Here is a 19,398-nt window from a genome sequence, read left to right as displayed (position 1 = left end):
CCTGAAATTCCTAACAAATAAGATAATGCAAAATACACAATTAATAAATGAGGTAACTAATAGTAGGATTTATCAAAATCAGTTAGAAGAATTATTACAGATATTTAATAATTTCAGAGATAATTTAACAGATAAATTATTTGAAATAATATGTAATGGCAATTCGGAATTGTTATGTGACATCGATAAAAGCAGCTTTCATCCAATGATGGAGGAAAGAGTCAAAAATAATTTAGTACTTGAGCGCGTGTACGAGTGTCATACAAGTATTGACACATTAATAATTAATGATTTAATAAACGAAGCACAAGAATTAGAAGAAGAAATATTTTGTAAAAAAGAACAAATTAAAGAGAGGTATGATTATGAAAAATATTTAAATAAGCCTGAGAAAGCATTATAGTAAGATTTATAATGCTAAAATTTAATTTAAAAAATATAAAATAGCTGGGTCTACGCCCGGCTTTTTTGTTGCTGCATTGTGGCCGTTATATCGCAAAATTCTTTTCGGATATAATCTTTATCGCGCGACGAAGAAAAATACCGTATATGGCCTTTGATGCAGTTTAATGCCACTACAAATCTGCACGGGCTTTCAATTAAAAAAGTTTTTGATTTCAATTTTAAGTGCAGTGGCCAGAGCATTAATAGTACTTAATGTTGGATTTATTTCTCCTCTTTCAATTCTGCCTACTTGAGATAACGGTATTTCTGCAATATTGGCTAATTGCTCCTGTGATAATTTTTGAGAGGTTCTTAAATCTCTTAGCTTTCTGCCAAAGGCCTTTATAACTTCGTCATTTTTGATATTTATCACAACATCGAAAATGAAGCATATATGTGTTTTTTATTGACGTATGTATGCGTTATTTGTATATTGGCAACACACAAGCTTTACTCACATGGAAATAAAAACTTATCAAGAATGGGCAGCAGAAAACCCTGACAAAAATATTAACGATTACTATTCATTAGCTTTTGGTACAACTACTCCTCCAAATTTTGAGACGGGGACTAGGAAGTTTATAGATCAACCTTCAAACATACCGATGTATATGCCTGCCAATTTACCTGAAAGCATTTATGTCAAAATATCTTTTTCACGACTATTCATTTACACTGGTATAATTATGGCATCAAGTGTATTATGGATAACTATCTTTTGGGTAATGGTAGTGCTCATTTTTGGCAGTGGTTTTTTTCGTGATATCATGTTGAAGAGCATAGGCAATTAGTTTTTTAATTAAATAAAGAAAGCATGAAAAAGAGATTTTGCCTTCGCAAAGTCTCTTTTTACGTTTGTAATTTTAATTAATTGCAAATCAATATGATAAAGACAGATTTTGGCAAATCTAATCATCTCTTTTTAAGCTATCCAAAAGGATTTTTTAATGAATATGAAACTTTAACACCCTTTTTTGATCGGTTGATAGAGCTGATACCCAAGGACATTCACCTGATTGTAATTGTAAACAAACAAAGCGTCAAGAGAGAACTATTGAACAAGTTCTCGCACAAGGGCAATATAGAAGTCCTCGTTGTAAATTATTGGGACGAGTTATGGCTACGTGATTGCATGGGGATTTTTGCAGGAGATAAAATATATAAACCCCAATATATGCCTAACTACTGTGGTTTAAAGAGTGAAGGCAAATATTACCAATATGTAAACAAACTCACCAAGAGAATATTAACAGAGGTGTATTCATCATCCATGGTTGATATCCCCTTAAATATTGATGGTGGAAACTTTGTACATAATGGTAAGAAGGTTTTTCTAACCGAAAAAGTTTATGAGGACAATCCTGGCAAGGATGTAGAAAAGATCATCGAAGATTACACCGGATTATTACCAATTATAGTTGGAAGAAGTTGCTATGATGTTATTGGACATACTGATGGATATATGGCCTTTAAAGATGAGAGTACTTTATTTATAAGTGAGTATCCAAAATTACCTTACTTAAAAAGGGACAATGAGTATGTGCAAACGCTCAAATCTATTGCTCTAAATAATGGTTTTAATGTTTTGCCAATCTTTGACAGGCCGGTTGATGAACTTATCAGTTGTGCATGTAAAGCAAAGAAAACTAGAAGTTGTTTATTTTCTGCTAGTGGCATATATGTAAATTACATTCGATTCAATGATTGTATAATCATGCCTGAATATACAATGCCAGCAAATTGCAAAGTCGATTACAATGCGATTAATAAAGAATGGTTAACCGGCCAAGGATTTAATGTTTTGGGTATCAACTGTGACCACCTAGCAACTTTTGGCGGTTCATTACATTGTATAAGCTTTCAAGTTTAATTGAATGAGATTCTCGAATTTTCGAGCGTTTGGAAAAAATCCTCAAATTTTCGGTTTAAAAAGCCTTAAACCGGATAATCTTTACAGTTGTGTAATAAGATATCACATCACTGAAGCTTTAAGACTGTATGTAAAATCGTATGTAAAAAAAGAAAATCCGTCGATTTCTTGCGAAATTCGGCGGATTTTACAAAAAGGTTGTGGAGAATATCGGAGTCGAACCGATGACCTCTTGCATGCCATGCAAGCGCTCTAGCCAGCTGAGCTAATCCCCCATTCGTGGGCTGCAAATATAGGAGTTCAGTTTCAACTTGTAAAGAAAATTTGAAATTCATTAATAATCCGTATCAAACGGTAGCAGTCTAACCGTTTTGCGCGGGCAAAACCTCTTCGGCATGTCTTACTATCTGGTTAACTACGTGGTCTAATTGCTTTACTGACCGGGCTAAATGATCGTATAACTCCCGCTCATCATCAGTTTTGGTTTGCTGTGTTATCAGGTCAGTTATACCTATTATATTGGCCAATGGCACCCGTACCACATGCGATTGCATATAAGCTATTTCCTGCAGCTTCTCATTCCTCAGCTCTATAGCATGTGTATGCTTCATCTGTTCGGTAATATCAGTAGCAATAACCAGCCGCGCTTTTTTACCTTGAAACAGAATATCACTTCGCCTTACCTCCACATGTATATTTTGCCCATCCTTACGTACATGCTGTGTGGTGTAAGATGAATGATCGGCAGATGATCTTTCTATAGCCAGTAACAGATCAGCTATTTTATCGGGGTGATGAATGTCAGAAAGCGTCATCGATAAAAACTCCTGTTCGGTGTAGCCATAATTATTAATAGCAGCATTGTTTACCTGCAAAAACTTTAATGTTGCCACATCAAATATCCATTTTGGCAATGGGCTTTGAAAAAACAAAGTGCGATAATGCTCCTCCGACTCTTTCAATAACTCATTTCTTATTGTTCTTTCCTGTAGTTCCTTCTGCAATTCTTTATGCAAAAAAGCCTCCTTAACCATAGTACGGTCAAGGCCGGTAAGCAACATACGGATGAGCATTACTACAACCAGATCCATAAATATAAAGTTAACAGAATAGATAAGCCAGTGATTGAGCGACAGATTATGAAAAAGCTCGGGCAGGTTAAAAGGTTTTATCCATATTATTAAAGCGAACAATGCACAGATAATAAAATTCAACCCGACAAATAAGTAAGCTATCCTGTTTGAGAATTGAAGCGCCGCAAATATACTGAGTGGAAACAGGTACACACAGCCCATTGTAAAAGAGCCCATAGAGGCTATCATGATGATGGAAAAAAGCGCTATTAAAAAAGCAATTAAAAATTTGCGTAATTGCAGATCCAACTTTTTATTAACGGCAACAAGGGCAACCGCAATAAGGGCTATAATATTAAACGCTACTATGTAGATATGCCCTTCCTGCAATTGCAATATAACGCTTGGCACTAATGCGAACAAACTAACCGGCAAAGCATAAAATATTGCTGTGGCAAAAAGTTTGTTCTGCCAATAAATAAGGCCGTGCTCGCCGTCTGCAGTTTTATGCAGTTGCAAATTATTTAAAAATGACCAGTATAGATTACGTAAAGCAATTGATAAGGAGCTAATATTTTGCATATAACTATAGGTATAACTAATTACTACGGCATTTGCTTAACACAATGTTTTAATAATTTTATTTAACTGCAGATATAGTAAAAAGACCTTAATATAGCTCTTTTACGCAATTTTTTCCAATCACTTTAAAATTCACATATATAATTATCAGGGAGGTATCAGCGCGGCGAAAAGCCTTTAAAAAAGTAAAGCCTCCTGATGGGCAGGAGGCCTTTACTAACCAATTATAAACCTAAATTATGAGAAGACTATTTTGTGTTGTTGTTTCAACGGTGTAAAGATAACACTAAGTTTAATTTGCTGCAAATATTTTTTAAAATAATTTCAAATATTTTTTCTGTGAATTGTGTATATGGCAACATATGTTTGATGACATTATAAATGTCATAATATTTGGCGTTTTTTGTGAATTTTTTTCATTATTGTATATTGTACACTATTAATCATTCACTTTTACCGCTTTTTAAGTTGCTAAAATGTTTTTGTTGTTTTATATGTCCTAAAAACAGTTAAAACATAAAAAAATTGTGGCGAAGTGCGCATTTTTTCAAAAATATCTACTGTTTTATTGCTGATCTCAGGCAAATATTCAGCATTATTTATATAAGGTTTTTAGCCATTACATCCTGAATAGTGAGAGGAATTAAATCTGGATAATTTAAATGCTACTGACATAGGGCTGTCATTACCGCGGGGTTACTTTGTATCATCAAACCAAATAAATGACATCATGAAAATTATCCCAATGTTAGTAAAGGAGATGGCCGAGGAAGCCGTTACTACCCGCAAAATGTTAAGCATTATTCCGGCAGATAAATTTGACTGGCAACCACACCCCAAAAGCATGAGCCTGCGCCAGTTGGCCAGCCATATTGGTGAGTTACCGGCCTGGGTTACCATGGTACTTAATACTACCGGACTCGATTTTGCCCAAAACGGGTATACCGAACATAATTGCCCAAGCGTTGATGCCGCGATAGAATTATTTGAACAAAATTTGGCCGGGGCACAGCAGCAGCTTGAAAAAGCAACCGAGGATGACCTGCTGCCTGACTGGACACTTCGCAATGGCGACATAGTATATGTAACATGCAGCAAGGCCGAAATGATACGTACCACATTTTGCCAGTTAGTTCACCATCGCGCGCAGTTAGGGGTATTTCTGCGTTTGCTTGATATACCCATACCGGGCAGCTATGGCCCAAGCGCCGATGAGATGCAGGTATATGATATGGAGAATGCGGGTTAATAAATACAATTAAAAACAAAACGCCCGGCATTACTGCCGGGCGTTTACGCAAACTAATTAATCAAATTATGTTTTACTGCACCTGGAACATGTTGTTGAACGTTGTTCCGTCCGGATAGATACCTGATATGATCAGGTTACCGTTACGCAGGTTGGTTATCGCCTTATCAATATCAGCAATGCTGTTAATAGGCTGTTTGTTGATATTGGTTATGATCGAGCCAACCGGGATCTCAGTTTCATAGAACAAGCGGCCCGGGCGAACCTGGGTTACCACCACACCATTGTTTACATGGAATTTGGCTTTTTGCTCCTTTGATAAAGGCTGGAAGCTGGCACCCAATTTATTAAACAGTTCTTCGGCTGATTTTGATACCGCGGCTGTTTTAGGGCTTGCTGCTTCGCCTTTCAGGGTGATGGCAAAGTTTTTCTCGCTGCCATCGCGCAGTACGGTGATATTGATCTTGTCACCGGGCTGTAAACGGCCTACACGCTCCTGCAGGTCTGATGATTCATATACCGGGTTACCTTCAACCTTGGTAATGATATCGCCTTTACGGATGCCTGCCGCCTGCGCGCCGCCGCCTTCAACCAATTCGCTTACATATAAACCGGTGTTGCGGGTAATGCCTATATCTTTTGCGGCATCATCATTAAGCTCTCTGAAGCTTACACCAATATAACCACGTTTTACTGAACCGAATTGCTTAATATCATTAAGTACTTTTTTAGCCAGGTTTATCGGGATGGCAAATCCATAACCTTCGTATGATCCGGTGTGCGAAGCGATAGCGGCATTGATACCGATCAGCTCGCCCTTGGTATTCACCAATGCACCGCCACTGTTACCCGGGTTAATAGCCGCATCCGTTTGAATGAATGATTCGATAGCCTTGTTCAGCTTAGGCGCAGCCTGTTGCTGGCGCATACCGAAAGGGTTACTGTCCTCATCATTATTCTCGCTGCCTATAATGCCTATGTTACGGCCTTTGGCGCTCACAATACCGGCAGTTACAGTTGAGTTAAGATTAAATGGGTTACCTACGGCCAACACCCATTCGCCAACCTTGGCATCGTCAGAGTTGCCGAGTTTAACTATCGGCAGGTCAGTACCGGTTATTTTGATCAGGGCAAGGTCGGTACTTGGGTCAGTACCTACAACTTTGGCCTGGAATGATCGGTGATCATTCAGGTTAACGGTGATCTTGTCTGCCTTTTCAACCACGTGGTTATTGGTTACAATGTAACCATCAGGCGAAATAATAACACCCGAGCCCGATGCCTGCTGCGGCCCGCGCGGACGCATACGCTGGCCAAAAAAATCGCCGAACATATCGTCTAACTGGCTGCCGCCGCCATTACCCTGCGATGGCGAGTAAGTAGTACGTATGTACACTACGGCCGGGGTAACCGCCGCGGCAGCCTGTGTAAAATCAACCGAGCCGGCAGAGGATACCGTCATGGGGTTATTTGTAAAATATACTTTCTGGCGTTCCTCAAAGGTCATATTATCGGCGTACTTCGTTTCAAAGATCTTGTAGGTGCCTAACGCCATTGCACCGCCAACAAATGCAGTTAATAATGTTAAACCAACTTTTTTCATGTTATTCAGATAATTATTCTTTTTTACTTGGGTTATAATACAATGTTCAAATATAATACCATATAGACGGTAGGAACAACGCGATGTTATAAGCTTTTTTGTTAAAATATGTTAAACCCGATTTAACAGGCTCATGACAGGTTTTAGGTTTATATGTAGTAATATTACGTTTTATTAAATTACTTATTGCTGTGAAGCTGCATTTCTATAAATACCAGGGCGCCGGTAACGATTTTATTTTAGTTGATAACCGTCAAAACACTATTGATCACCACAATCCTGAACTGCTTGAACGCCTGTGCGACCGCCGTTTTGGTATAGGCGGCGATGGCATTATGTTTTTGCAACATGCCGATGGTTACGATTTTGAGATGGTATATTACAATGCCGATGGCAGGCCCAGCAGCATGTGCGGCAATGGCGGCAGGTGCATTGTTGCCTTCGCCAAATTTTTAGGGGTGATTGATACCGAGACGGAATTTGTGGCAGTTGACGGGCCGCATTATGCCAAAATTTCAGAAGAAGGTACCTGGGTAAGCCTGCAAATGATAGATGTAGAGCAGGTTGATCGTGATGGTGAAGCTTATGTGCTTAATACAGGCTCGCCGCATTATGTTACGCTTGCGCAGGATCTGAAAAGCAGGGATGTTTATGCTGAAGGCTCGGCCATACGCAATAACCAGACTTACTGCACCAACGGCATCAATGTAAATTTTGTAGAGCCACTTGCTGATAACAACGGGTACTTTGTACGCACCTTTGAGCGCGGCGTTGAGGATGAAACCTTTGCCTGCGGCACAGGTGTAACCGCCGTTGCACTGGCCATGGCTACCCATAATAAGCAAAGCGGCCATATAACTACCCCTGTAAAAGTATTAGGTGGCGACCTCAATATCCGTTTTAACTATGACGGGCTGCGCTATACCGATATATTTTTAGAAGGCCCGGCCATGCAGGTGTTTGCCGGAGAGATAGAGATATAATATCCCTCGCTTAACCTAAAACAAGCCGGCCGTTTCTAATATCTTTCTAATATAAATCCCTCTGAATACAGTATTTATTAGAGACTTGGGGCTTACCAAGGGCTTTTATTAGAGTAAACACTTAAGTTAAAGCCCTTAACTCTAATAAAATTCTAATTCCTGTCTTAACACCCTCTAATACCCTTGGTGTAAAATTGTATTGGTAATTAATTAAGGTTTAACAACTAAAATTTACGCCCATGCAAACCATACTGATACCGACGGATTTTAACACTGAGGCTTTAAAAGCGATACCGCTTGTGTGTAATGAAATGAAAGAGCAAAAGCTCAGCTTCATTTTTATACACATGTTCAAGCTGTCCGACTCGGAAACCGACTTGCTGATGCTGTCAAGAAGAAGCCGCGAGTACGAGCAGGTGAGTGATGCGTTTTATAACGGCTGTACTGCCTTAAAGCAGCAGTATTCGCAAATAAGCGCTATCCGGGTTGAATTTCTGTATGGTAGTACGTTAAGCATGTTCAAAAATTTTTTGGAAGATAACCAGGTAGATCAGGTACTTGATATTAAACACTGCCATGCAGGTAAAATTAACCGATCAAGCATTGACCCTGCTGTACTTATCCAAAAAAGCGGCCTGCCCGTGTTAAGCGTAAAACCGCAACCCGTGCCTGCCCAAATTATTGCAGCCAAAACAGAACCTGAATTGGCCGAAGCATGAATATTTAACCTATAGAAATATTTGAGTTATGTTATTAAAAGAGAATATTCCTATAAAATACGTATTTGGTAAAATACGTAACGAGGTGCTTATGGTAACTGTTTATGCGGTGCTTATAGCGCTTATGTATAAAAACTTTCATTTTACACGCATATCCATACCCATTGCGGTACCTACTATTTTAGGTACGGTAATTTCATTGCTGCTGGCCTTTAAATCAAACCAGGCGTATGACCGCTGGTGGGAGGCACGCACACTTTGGGGAGCCATTGTGAATGATTGCCGTTCGCTTACGCGCCAGTTGTTCACTTACATTGATACCCACTATGGCACTGCCGAAGAACGGGCCTTTTGTGAGCGCATGGCCAAACGCCAGATAGCCTGGTGCTACGTTTTAAGCAGGCAGCTTCGCGGGCATGACCCAATGCCCGGCCTCGAAAAATGGCTTTGTGCCGAGGATGTGGAGTACATTAAAAATTACAGCAATAAGGCTGTAGCGTTGCTTGAGCTGCAGGGCACTGACCTGCGCCACGCCTACAAACTTGGCTGGATAAACGAGTTTCAACAAGTGGAAATGGATGCTACGCTTACCCGTTTTTCAAACCACATGGGCGGTTGCGAGCGTATCAAAAACACGGTATTTCCGTCAACCTACAGTGTTTATATACACTTTTCGCTAATGCTGTTTGTGGCGCTGCTGCCATTTGGGTTGATAGAATTTTTTGGTTTGGTTGAAATACCTATGGTGATTGCCATTGCCAGCTCTTTCTTTTTGATAGAGAAAATGGCCATACACCTGCAGGACCCATTTGAGAATAAACCTACTGATACGCCAACCACAGCAATATCCCGCACTATTGAACGGGATATAATGCAGATGTTGAAACAGTACTATAAAGAAGAAGCAAAGCCTGAAGATCAGGCTCCAAAAAATAAGGTGTTCTATATTTTGTAGAAAGTGCGGTGGTGTGGCCTTTCTAACCAAAATGCACCTTCGGGCATCGTTTAATACGATGCCCTTTTTTTATGTCGCGCCTGCCCCCTTTTATTGCCGTTTTCACCCCTCAAAGGCAATCAAAAATGCACCTATTTTTGGTTTGTGAATTTAATATGAACCTGCATAAAAAGCTTTAGCTTTATACTAACCGATCATATTAATCACCTGTAAACCAAAAAAGATCATGAAAATTTTAAAAGTTATCCTGTTCGTTGTTGTGGCCATAATTGCCCTTGCGCTTATCACAGCCTTATTTGTAAAAGGCGATTATTCTATTACAAGAGATATTGTGATCAATAAGCCTAAAAGTGAGGTTTTCAACTACATCAAGTATCTTAAAAACCAAAACGATTACAGCAAGTGGGCTAAAATGGATCCGGGCATGAAAACGGGATTTCGAGGTACAGACGGACAACCCGGCTTTACTTCGGCCTGGAGCAGCGACCGTGACAGCGTGGGTAAAGGCGAGCAGGAAATCAAAAAGATTGATGAGGGCAAACGCATTGATTACGAGATACGGTTTATTGAACCCATGGAAGCGGTAGCCCCGGCTTATATGATAACCGATAGTATTGCACCGGTACAAACTAAAGTAACCTGGGGATTTGAAGAGCATGTGCCATATCCCTTCAATATTATGTGCCTGTTTTTTGATGTGGAGAAAATGATAGGCAATGATTTGCAAACCGGCCTAAACAACCTGAAAGTTAAACTTGAACAATAACCACTACTTAACTATACAGCTATGAAATCAGCAAACCCGTATTTAAACTTTAACGGTACTACCGAAGAAGCATTCAACTTTTACAAGTCAGTTTTTGGAGGAGAGTTTATCACCGTTATGCGCTTTGGCGACATGCCCGATGCCGGTAACGGATGTGCCGATATGTCTGCAAAAGTTCAGAACACGCCGACATCGAACATCAGTAACATGATTATGCATATTGCCCTGCCATTAGGGAATAATATACTGATGGGAACAGATGCGCCTGAAGCAATGGGCTTTAAACTGGTTACCGGCAATAACACGTATATCTCCATCAATACGGATAGCAAAGAAGAAACTGATAGCATTTTTAAGAATCTATCCGAAGGCGGCGTTGTGCAAATGCAACCCGAGCAAATGTTTTGGGGCGATTATTACTGCTCATTTATCGACAAGTTTGGCATACAATGGATGCTTAGTTATAATCCTAACTATAATTGATAAGAACAGAGCCATGAAGATTTTACAAATAGCTAAGCAGATAACCATAAACGCGCCTGCCGAAAAAGTTTGGACAGCGTTGTTTGATAACCATTTGAACACAGCATGGTTAGGTTGTTTCTCAGAAGGATGCTATGCCGAAACCGACTGGCAACTCGGCAGCAAAGTTATTTTTGGTGATAAGGACGGCAATGGAATTGTAGGTAAAATTACTACCCGCAATTACCTGAAACAATTAGCCATCACCTTCAACGGGTTTATAAGTAACAATCAGGAGGATACCAAAAGCGAAATGGCGAAATTATATAACGGTGCTGGTGAAAGCTATACATTTACCGCAAGCGAAAACAGCACCATATTAGCTATATCCTCTGATATGGGCGCGGACTACTACGAACAAATGTTAGCCGCATGGGATGAAGCACTGGCTAAAATAAAATCAATAGCCGAAGCTTGATAAATTAAACTTTTTGAGGTGTACATAGTCTATTACATAAGTTATGTATGCCCATCAACAAATAAGGCGATCATCATAACTGATGACCGCCTTTTATATTAAAGCCCGGGTGTGTATAGTTAACACGATGACACTATTTAGAATGTTTAAAAATTAGATTATTATACTGTCACAGAACAATCAAAACCTTATTATTGAGTTTATTAATTGTAAAAAATAAAGCTGATTATATCCGAATGAAAAAATTATTAGTTATCCCCGGAATGATGCTGGCACTGTTGCTTGCCACTCCGGCTATAAATACGGTACACGCACAAAGCAAAGGCAAAAAGGCCGCTGCTAAAAAACCGGCCGCAGGTAAAGCTACCGCTGCCGAAATTGCTGCAGGCAAAGCCCTGATCACAAAATCTGATTGTTTAGCTTGCCACAAGGTTGATACTAAGCTGGTAGGCCCTGCTTATATTGATGTAGCTAAGAAGTATCCGGCAACACCGGCTAACTATGCAACACTTGCCAAAAAAGTAATTGATGGAGGTTCGGGCGTATGGGGCCAGGTACCAATGTCGCCACATGCTACGCTTGCCGTAGCTGATGCTGATAAGATGGTTAAATACATCCTATCACTAAAATAAACAATTTAGCAAAGCATAAAAAAAGGCTTTGAGCAATACGCTCAAAGCCTTTTTTATATATTATTGCCAGCGATCGCCGCCTTTATCGCGGTTATAACCACCACCATCGCCGCCACGGCTGTAACCGCCGCCACCGCCACGGTTGTAGCCACCGCCGCCACCGCCGCGGTTAAAACCACCACCGCCTCTGCGCTCACCGCCGCCGCTTGGTTTTTTATTTTCTGCTTGGCTAACCGCTATTGAACGGCCTTTAACTTCGCTTTTATTAAGCGCGTCAATAGCTGCTTGTGCGCTTTCATCCTCAGGCATTTCAACAAAACCAAAGCCTTTGCTACGGCCTGTTTCTCTGTCCATAATTAATTTTGCAGAGCTAACTTCACCAAATGGTTCAAAAAGGGCCCTTAAATCTTCTTCCTGTAATTGGTAAGGAAGGCTTCCTACGAAAATGTTCATTAAATTTTTCTTGTAAAGTGAGTAGTTGAGTTTGCCTGATTTTGTTTTTTGTTATTACTTATACCTACACCTCAATCCGGCTGTAATATAGGCATTTTTCTTTTTTAGAAAATGAAAGCTTTATACTTTCTGAAAAATATTTTTTTTTATTGGTTAGGAGTTAATGTGTTACGTACCAACATGGCCTAATCTTACTAAAATAAACCGCGCTCCCTGAGTTCGTCACGGCGCTGTTTTTCCTTACGCTTACGTTCCTTCTTTTCTTCCTTTTCGCGCTGTTTGCGTATCTCGGCCGAGTCTATCTTGTCGTCATCCTTATCAGTGCTATCCTTTTTACCGCCGCCAAATAACCGCTGAAAAAAGTTTAATTTCTTTTCGGGCTCATCAACCGGCATAGCATCCGGGTTTTGCTGTAAAATGGTACTATCAAGCGCGGCGGTAGTATCAACAGGCGCGGCGCGGCGTAAACCCTCGCGTAAACGCACATTATAAAATCCATAAGCACTGGTATCCCGCGCTACCAAACCTTTGCTTGCCATCAGCCTGCCTATCAGGTTAAAGTAACCATGCAGTCCGCGGCGCAGGGTACCGTCGCCGTTAAAGGCGTACAAACCAGCTTTAGGGTTAGGCACTATGCTGGCCAGGTAAATACTTTCGCCCAGGGTAAGCTCCGAAGGGTTTTTACCAAAATAAAACCTCGCCGCCTCGTGTATACCATAAATATCGCGCCCCCACTCAATAATGTTAAAATACACTTCAAGCATACGATTCTTGCTCATCAGCCTGTTATTTTCTATCAGCCATACAATCAGTATCTCCTCAATCTTGCGCGACAGCGTTTTATTACGGCTCAAAAAAGCATTTTTTACCAACTGCATAGAGATGGTACTACCACCCCGAACAAATTTTTTCTCCTTAAAATCGGTAACTATTGAGCTGCGGATGGATTGTTCCACAAAACCGTTATGCCGGTAAAATGATGGGTCCTCGGCCGTCATGATAGCATTGCGCATATCGGCTGGTATACGGTTAAGAGGCGTAAACTCAGGGTTTTCAGGCCCTATAAGGTGCGGGCCCATAGGTTTACCCTTTTCATACGGCACATATACAAAGGGTTTATTAAGCTTGGTAAGGTCGGCTTTACCAAACTTCAATATCTTGAAATCTTCCTTATCCAGGCGCGAATCAAACTTCAGGCTATCCACCTGGTTTTTGTTCATGTAAAAGTTGAGCGCGTAGTTTAGTTTGCCCGAGACCTTCATCCCGTCTAACGACTCGAACATGCCCACCGGGAACGAATCAAAAACATCCTGCGCGTTCAGCCAGCCGGTATTCACCTTCAGCTCATATATTTTAACCGGGTTAAGCGTATACTTTATAAATGGATGTGCGGTTATCTTTTTAAAGTGAATAGTTGATGTACTATCCAACGACAGGTAATTCTCGCCGATAAAGATGTTGGCATCAATAGCCCCGTTAGGTATAATAATATCCTGTGTTGAAAGGCCGGCATGGTTGATCAGCAGGTTGTGCGCGCCCCAGTAACTGAATATTCGGGTTTCGTCGCCATCCTTTTCAACTTTGGTAAGGCGGGTGGTAATGGTATCGGCATTAAGTTTAGCCTTAAACTTTTTCTCGATGATGGGTAATTCTATCTTTTTGCCATCAGCATAAAGCTTAACATCAATATCCTTGTCAGACGCGTGCATCTTACCCATCAGGTGCCAGGTAGATTCGCCATTGTTAACATTGATAGTTGATTTCAGGTCGCCATCATCAATAACGGCTGTTTTAGCTAATAAGCTAACACGTGTGGTATCTTCCTGGTAAGAGATACTGAAGTTTTTCAGATCCAGGTTTTCGGGCACTTTATAAAGCACCTGGTTAATCAGGCGGTATGAAAGGTCGGCCAGGTCAACCTTGCCTTTGCTTTCAGTATTCTGCTTTTTCTTTTTGAACAGAAAATCAAAGTTTTTAACACCCTTTACATTGGTCAGGCTTAAAAAACCATCTTCAAGCGTTACGTCAGACAGTTTTACATCGCCTAATACCAGCGGCATCAGCTTAACATCAACAATCAATTTGTTTATGCGCAGCAAACTGTCGCGCCCGTCAGGCACGATAGAAATGTTATTAAATGCAACCTCACTAAGACCGGTAAAATGTGCCGAACCTATTTTTACATCTAAATTATAATCGTTCCTGGCTTTGGCTTTAGCTTTGTAAATAACTTTTTGAAGCAAGGCTTCGCGTTTTGAATAAGCTACAAAGCCACTTATTAATATAACGATCAGTATACAAGCAAGCACAATTCCGGCTATCCGGATATATCTCGGGTTAAGGCGACGCATCAGTAAATTTTATCCAAAACTAATTAATTCTTATCCGCTTCAAACGTTAAAGTACAGTAAATTATTTCGGTAACAAAACCAAAGCCAAGCGGTTTTCATATTTTTGCGATTAAGATAGATAAATGACAATTACAAAAGAACAAGTTTTACAAGCCCTTAGCAATGTTGAGGAGCCTGACCTGAAAAAGGACCTGGTTACCCTGAACATGATACAGGATATACATATTGATGGCAACCGCCTCAGCTTTTCAGTAATATTAACCACGCCGGCCTGCCCGTTAAAGGGGCTGATCGAGAACGCCTGTCGTAATGCGATAGGCCACTTCATCAGCAAGGAAATAGAAGTTAGCATAAACATGACTTCGCGCGTAACCTCGCAAAAGGATACCGGCGTACCGGGTGTTAAAAACATTATCGCGGTAGCATCAGGCAAAGGCGGGGTTGGCAAATCAACCGTGGCGGTTAACCTGGCACTGGGGCTTGTTAAAGCGGACGCCAGGGTAGGCTTGATAGATGCTGATATTTACGGCCCTTCATTACCCATTATGTTCGGGTTGGAAGGCGCGCGGCCAAACGCTACCCAGCAAAATGGCAAAACACGTATCCAGCCTATTGAAAAATTTGGATTAAAGCTGTTATCCATCGGCTTTTTTACCGACCCTAACCAACCTGTGCCATGGCGCGGGCCAATGGTATCAACCGCGGTAAAGCAGTTATTTAACGATGCTGACTGGGGCGAGCTGGATTACCTGGTGGTCGATTTGCCCCCCGGTACGGGCGATATACACATTACCATAACACAAACCTTCCCGGTTACGGGCGCGGTTATTGTTACCACGCCACAAAACGTAGCCCTTGCCGATGCTAAAAAGGGAATAGGTATGTTTATGATGGACGCTATCAACGTACCGATATTGGGCGTAGTTGAAAACATGGCCTATTTTACACCTGCCGAGCTGCCCGAAAATAAGTACTATATTTTTGGACAGGATGGCGGCAAAAAGCTGGCCACCCAACTTGATGTACCGTTTTTGGGTGAGATACCACTGGTAAAAAGCATCAGCGAATCGGGCGATGCAGGGGTACCTGTTATTTTGCAGGATAACAGCGTTACTGCCGATGCCTTTACAGAGATGGCAAAGATGGTAGCGCAGCAGGTTTCCATATACAACGCACGGGGCGTAGTGGATAAAAATGTTGTAAATAATTATTAACTTTACAGTAATAATAGAATAAAAATGAGTGATTTAATAAATCAGGTTGAGAAAGCGCTGGATACCATTCGCCCATATCTGGAGGCCGATGGCGGGAACGTGTCTGTTGAGGAAATTACGCCTGAGCATGTAGTAAAGCTAAAATTGCTTGGATCATGCGGATCATGCCCTATGAGCATCATGACCCTGAAAGCCGGCATTGAGCAGGCCATTAAAAAGGCTGTGCCCGAAATTACCGGTGTTGAAGCCATAAACCTGACTGATATTGACGACCCTAACGCTGTATTGCCGGAAAACCTGAGGTAATTTGTTAAGTATTGTTAAAACATCCTTGCTTTAAAAAAAACAGGATATTTTTGGCATGAATAAACCTTTTGGCATCAAAATGGTAAAATAATAAGTGCAGATGAAGTTTTTGATCGGGATATTATTTTTAATGTTTACTACTGCCGCATTTGCGCAGCAGCAGGAGCGGCCTTTGGTTCAATTTTCGGGTGTAACCTTCAATTCAGACAGTGCAAATATAGCTGTGCCTTATGTAACGGTAACCAACCTCTCAAACGGCAAATCAGCAAGTTCATCAAATTATAAAGGCTATTTTTCATTCGTAGCACATGAGGGGGATAGCCTTCGTTTCACATCAGTAGGTTATGCCCCCATAGTGGTGGTGATACCCTCAAATACTAACAAGAGCTTTACAACAAAAGTACCCTTAAAGCCGCAAATTGTTAACCTGCCAACATTCAGGGTTTTTCCGTGGGCCACTACTGATGAGTTCAGGAAAGATTTTTTGGCGATGAAAATTGCTGATGATGACCTGGAGGTTGCTAAAAAAAATGTCAGCAAATCATCACTAATGGCATTGCAAAACACCCTTGCCCGCGATGGCCGCGAAATGCAAACCACCAACGCAGGCGCATTACATAACCGTATACTCAATCAAACTTCCATACAGCCAAACCCATTGCTTAACCCACTGGCCTGGGGCAGTTTGATCAAACAAATATCCGACGGTGATAAGAGCCGTTCAAGCAATTAAAAAGGAGCAAAAGCTGCTTTTTATCTATTAGCAATCTCCTTATTTTTACGAGCAAGATAAGATCAAGCAAAGGCACCAAACTGATGATACCCTATAATTCCGGCCTTTTAATTTTCGGATAGCACTAAAGAAGCACTAACTTTCATAGAAAAATTAAACAGCCGGCGAATTATTGGCTGTTATTTTGTTTTTAGCTAATGCTAAGTTTTGTTTCTTTTGATCGTTTAAAAGAAATTGAGGGCAGGTAATGAACATACTTTTAGTGCTTAATTATGAGATTGTGCACTTAGCATTGTCAGTCTGCTCTTGGCCGCGGAGGCCAGTTAATTCCCTTGGTGCGAAAGTAACCAAACATCAAGCCGGAAAAAACCTTCAGCCGCACAAGGCCATGCTCCCTGGCCCGGTTTTCCGGCAGGCCTACGCTCTTTTAAAAAGCTACTTTGCTTTATAAATCCGCGCCCCTTAAAAAACTAAAAAAACAGCCCGAAAGCTGCTTTCTTAATATCTATTTATGATGATGAAATTCACTTTTCACCATTCACTACTCACCAAAACTATCTTCCTTTTTTAGCGGCAGGGAATTTCATTCGGTAATCAACCTTAACGGCACCTTTTGAAATATCGCCCAGGCGTTTTTCAATCAGGCGCTTGCGTAGGGGGCTGAGCTTATCGGTAAACAATTTACCTTCAATATGATCATACTCGTGCTGAATGATGCGTGCCGCCATACCTGATACGGTATCTTCGTGGTGCTTCCAGTTTTCGTCGTAGTATGATATTTTGATGGTTGGCTTGCGGTAAACATCCTCCCTGATATCGGGGATGCTCAGGCAGCCCTCGTTAAAGCCCCATTCCTCACCGGTTTCCTCAATTATCTGCGCGTTAATAAACGCTTTTTTAAAGTTAGCCAGTTCAGGTTCCTCATCATCAAACGGCGTAGCATCAATTACAAATAAACGCATAGACAGCCCTATTTGCGGAGCAGCCAACCCAACACCGCGTGCATTGTACATGGTTTCAAACATATCATCAACCAGTTGCTTTATATGCGGATATTCGTCGGGCTCAATAGCGGTGGCTTTTTTTCGTAAAACAGGATCGCCGTATGCGATAATAGGATACTTCATGCTGCAAAAATACGTGAAAAATTTTATTTAGGTTCAAATACCAATGTCATCAGGCGGTTATTATCAAACACCTCGTTGCAAATCTCCAGCACCTGGTTGGCCGTTACGGCGTTCACTTTATCAAATACTTCCTCCAAAGTATCGGCATAACCAAAATCGAGCAAACTTTTGGCCATGCTGATGATGAGGCTCATGCGGCTTTCTTCAGCAAGTGCTATCTGCCCAATAAATTTTTGCTTTGCCTGGTGTAATTGCAGGGTACCCAACCGGGCATCACGCAGTTTTTTAAGCTCACGATGAACCAGCTTTGCCGCCCGGGCGGCCTTTTCAGTATCGGTACCAAAATAAATAGAGAAGATGCCGGTATCGGTAAGCGAGGTATAGTTTGATTCAATGGTATAAGCAATGCCATACTTTTCACGTATCTCCAGGTTGAGCCTGCTGCTCATGCCCATACCACCCAATAAGTTATTGGCCAGCAACAACCCATATTTATGCGGATGCGCTGATGAGTATGCCTGAGTGCCAATGATGCAATGCGTTTGCGTAATGGGCTTATGCTGTACAATATAAGCCGAGGCATTAGTCATTGGTGCCTGACGTTGCTTTTTAGCGTAATTAGCCGGTACGGCTGCAAAATATTTTTCGGCAAGCTTTACTATCTTTTTAAAATCATAATTGCCGAATACGCCGAACACCATTTCGTCTGTAGCGTAGTTTGCTTTTATAAACGCGCGAATGTCTTCAGCGGTCAGCCCGTCTACTGATTCGGCCGTGCCTAATATATTGTTGCCCAGCGCGTGTCCTTTAAACAACATGCCTTCAAAATCATCCTGTATGGCCTCTTCCGGCTGATCGAGGTAAGAGGCGATCTCATCCTGAATAACACCACGCTCTTTCTCCAACTCCTCCTGCGGAAACGTGGAGTGGAACAGGATATCCTCAAACAGATCGATGCTTCTTTCCAGGTGCTCCTGCAAAAACGAAGCATGAATGCAGGTGTATTCCTTAGTGGTATAAGCATTCAGATCGGCACCAACCAGCTCAAGCCGGTTAAGTATTTGTGTGGTACTGCGCCTTCCGGTTTCCTTAAAAACCAGGTGCTCTATAAAATGTGCAAGCCCGTCTTTACCGGGTGTTTCATCGCGCGAGCCGCCATTAAGCAAAAAACAGCAGTGTGTAACAGCAAATGGCGCGTGTTTAAAAATAAGCCGTATACCATTGGCCAGTGTGTGAACCTGATAATCCATTTGGCGCAAAGATAGCGTTTAATTAAACGCGAAGGACGATAGCATGTACGGGCAAAACTTGCGTTAAAGTTAACCCGTGTTGGCACAGCAATTATAATTATTTGCTGTTTTTTGTTTGATTTATACTACTTTAGTCCTATAAATATAT

At 41.2% G+C, this 19,398-nt stretch carries 21 protein-coding genes and 1 tRNA gene; 14 read left to right on the top strand and 8 right to left on the bottom strand.

Going from position 1 to position 19,398, the window contains the following annotated elements; all coding sequences use genetic code 11:
- Positions 1 to 25 precede the first annotated feature (25 nt).
- The gene (locus LJ707_RS18740; protein WP_228953945.1) at positions 26 to 403 is read left to right on the top strand and encodes a hypothetical protein; all 378 of its coding nucleotides are present in this window, start codon (positions 26 to 28) and stop codon (positions 401 to 403) included.
- A 192-nt stretch (positions 404 to 595) separates the two neighbouring features.
- On the opposite strand, the gene LJ707_RS18735 is transcribed toward LJ707_RS18740, so the two are convergent.
- Complete coding sequence (locus LJ707_RS18735; RefSeq protein WP_228953943.1) at positions 596 to 817, bottom strand: helix-turn-helix transcriptional regulator; 222 nt, start codon at positions 815 to 817, stop codon at positions 596 to 598.
- An 85-nt stretch (positions 818 to 902) separates the two neighbouring features.
- Here LJ707_RS18735 and LJ707_RS18730 point away from each other — a divergent pair, with 85 nt between their 5' ends.
- On the top strand, positions 903 to 1,235 hold the full coding sequence (locus LJ707_RS18730; RefSeq protein WP_228953941.1) for a hypothetical protein: 333 nt from the start codon (positions 903 to 905) through the stop codon (positions 1,233 to 1,235).
- Between the two features lie 92 nt (positions 1,236 to 1,327).
- Positions 1,328 to 2,314: an agmatine deiminase family protein gene (locus LJ707_RS18725; protein ID WP_228953939.1), complete on the top strand. Its 987-nt coding sequence runs from the start codon at positions 1,328 to 1,330 to the stop codon at positions 2,312 to 2,314.
- Positions 2,315 to 2,515: 201 nt separating this feature from the next.
- Here the strand turns inward: LJ707_RS18725 and LJ707_RS18720 are convergent.
- Positions 2,516 to 2,589: transfer RNA gene (locus tag LJ707_RS18720), tRNA-Ala, on the bottom strand.
- An 87-nt stretch (positions 2,590 to 2,676) separates the two neighbouring features.
- On the bottom strand, positions 2,677 to 3,906 hold the full coding sequence (locus tag LJ707_RS18715) for a PAS domain S-box protein (RefSeq protein ID WP_228953937.1): 1,230 nt from the start codon (positions 3,904 to 3,906) through the stop codon (positions 2,677 to 2,679).
- Between the two features lie 793 nt (positions 3,907 to 4,699).
- Between LJ707_RS18715 and LJ707_RS18710 the strand changes: the two genes are divergently transcribed.
- On the top strand, positions 4,700 to 5,218 hold the full coding sequence (locus LJ707_RS18710) for a DinB family protein (protein WP_228953935.1): 519 nt from the start codon (positions 4,700 to 4,702) through the stop codon (positions 5,216 to 5,218).
- 73 nt (positions 5,219 to 5,291) lie between these two features.
- On the opposite strand, the gene LJ707_RS18705 is transcribed toward LJ707_RS18710, so the two are convergent.
- On the bottom strand, positions 5,292 to 6,821 hold the full coding sequence (locus LJ707_RS18705; protein ID WP_228953933.1) for a Do family serine endopeptidase: 1,530 nt from the start codon (positions 6,819 to 6,821) through the stop codon (positions 5,292 to 5,294).
- Positions 6,822 to 7,012: 191 nt separating this feature from the next.
- On the opposite strand from LJ707_RS18705, the gene dapF reads away from it, so the two are divergent.
- From dapF to LJ707_RS18670, 7 genes are all read left to right on the top strand, one after another.
- Positions 7,013 to 7,804: a diaminopimelate epimerase gene (dapF, locus tag LJ707_RS18700; protein ID WP_228953930.1), complete on the top strand. Its 792-nt coding sequence runs from the start codon at positions 7,013 to 7,015 to the stop codon at positions 7,802 to 7,804.
- A gap of 239 nt (positions 7,805 to 8,043) precedes the next feature.
- On the top strand, positions 8,044 to 8,523 hold the full coding sequence (locus LJ707_RS18695; RefSeq protein ID WP_228953928.1) for a hypothetical protein: 480 nt from the start codon (positions 8,044 to 8,046) through the stop codon (positions 8,521 to 8,523).
- Positions 8,524 to 8,551: 28 nt separating this feature from the next.
- Entirely contained in the window at positions 8,552 to 9,478 is a 927-nt protein-coding gene (locus LJ707_RS18690) for a bestrophin family protein (RefSeq protein ID WP_228953926.1), read from the top strand.
- 226 nt (positions 9,479 to 9,704) lie between these two features.
- Positions 9,705 to 10,244, top strand: a complete 540-nt coding sequence (locus LJ707_RS18685) for an SRPBCC family protein (RefSeq protein ID WP_228953924.1) — start codon at positions 9,705 to 9,707, stop codon at positions 10,242 to 10,244.
- 21 nt (positions 10,245 to 10,265) lie between these two features.
- Positions 10,266 to 10,727, top strand: a complete 462-nt coding sequence (locus tag LJ707_RS18680; protein ID WP_228953922.1) for a VOC family protein — start codon at positions 10,266 to 10,268, stop codon at positions 10,725 to 10,727.
- 13 nt (positions 10,728 to 10,740) lie between these two features.
- Entirely contained in the window at positions 10,741 to 11,184 is a 444-nt protein-coding gene (locus tag LJ707_RS18675; RefSeq protein WP_228953920.1) for an SRPBCC domain-containing protein, read from the top strand.
- A 236-nt stretch (positions 11,185 to 11,420) separates the two neighbouring features.
- The gene (locus tag LJ707_RS18670; protein WP_228953918.1) at positions 11,421 to 11,816 is read left to right on the top strand and encodes a c-type cytochrome; all 396 of its coding nucleotides are present in this window, start codon (positions 11,421 to 11,423) and stop codon (positions 11,814 to 11,816) included.
- Positions 11,817 to 11,876: 60 nt separating this feature from the next.
- Here the strand turns inward: LJ707_RS18670 and LJ707_RS18665 are convergent, their stop codons facing one another.
- Positions 11,877 to 12,269: an RNA-binding protein gene (locus LJ707_RS18665; RefSeq protein WP_228953916.1), complete on the bottom strand. Its 393-nt coding sequence runs from the start codon at positions 12,267 to 12,269 to the stop codon at positions 11,877 to 11,879.
- Positions 12,270 to 12,463: 194 nt separating this feature from the next.
- A complete protein-coding gene (locus LJ707_RS18660) occupies positions 12,464 to 14,620 on the bottom strand; it encodes a biosynthetic peptidoglycan transglycosylase (protein ID WP_228953914.1) in 2,157 nt (718 codons plus the stop codon).
- A 122-nt stretch (positions 14,621 to 14,742) separates the two neighbouring features.
- On the opposite strand from LJ707_RS18660, the gene LJ707_RS18655 reads away from it, so the two are divergent.
- From LJ707_RS18655 to LJ707_RS18645, 3 genes are all read left to right on the top strand, one after another.
- On the top strand, positions 14,743 to 15,834 hold the full coding sequence (locus tag LJ707_RS18655; RefSeq protein ID WP_228953912.1) for an Mrp/NBP35 family ATP-binding protein: 1,092 nt from the start codon (positions 14,743 to 14,745) through the stop codon (positions 15,832 to 15,834).
- Between the two features lie 24 nt (positions 15,835 to 15,858).
- The gene (locus LJ707_RS18650; protein ID WP_228953910.1) at positions 15,859 to 16,140 is read left to right on the top strand and encodes a NifU family protein; all 282 of its coding nucleotides are present in this window, start codon (positions 15,859 to 15,861) and stop codon (positions 16,138 to 16,140) included.
- Positions 16,141 to 16,240: 100 nt separating this feature from the next.
- Positions 16,241 to 16,873: a hypothetical protein gene (locus LJ707_RS18645; RefSeq protein WP_228953908.1), complete on the top strand. Its 633-nt coding sequence runs from the start codon at positions 16,241 to 16,243 to the stop codon at positions 16,871 to 16,873.
- 554 nt (positions 16,874 to 17,427) lie between these two features.
- On the opposite strand, the gene def is transcribed toward LJ707_RS18645, so the two are convergent.
- Both def and LJ707_RS18635 read right to left on the bottom strand, forming a co-directional pair.
- Positions 17,428 to 18,000, bottom strand: coding sequence for a peptide deformylase (gene def, locus LJ707_RS18640; protein ID WP_228953906.1), 573 nt, complete (start codon positions 17,998 to 18,000; stop codon positions 17,428 to 17,430).
- A 23-nt stretch (positions 18,001 to 18,023) separates the two neighbouring features.
- Positions 18,024 to 19,250 carry a pitrilysin family protein gene (locus LJ707_RS18635; protein WP_228953905.1) on the bottom strand — a complete coding sequence of 409 codons (1,227 nt, stop codon included), beginning with the start codon at positions 19,248 to 19,250 and terminating at the stop codon, positions 18,024 to 18,026.
- Between the last annotated feature and the right edge of the window lie 148 nt (positions 19,251 to 19,398).

It is taken from the genome of Mucilaginibacter sp. UR6-1 (genome assembly GCF_020880975.1).
Lineage (GTDB): Bacteria > Bacteroidota > Bacteroidia > Sphingobacteriales > Sphingobacteriaceae > Mucilaginibacter.
This window is presented reverse-complemented; position numbering and strand designations above follow the sequence as displayed.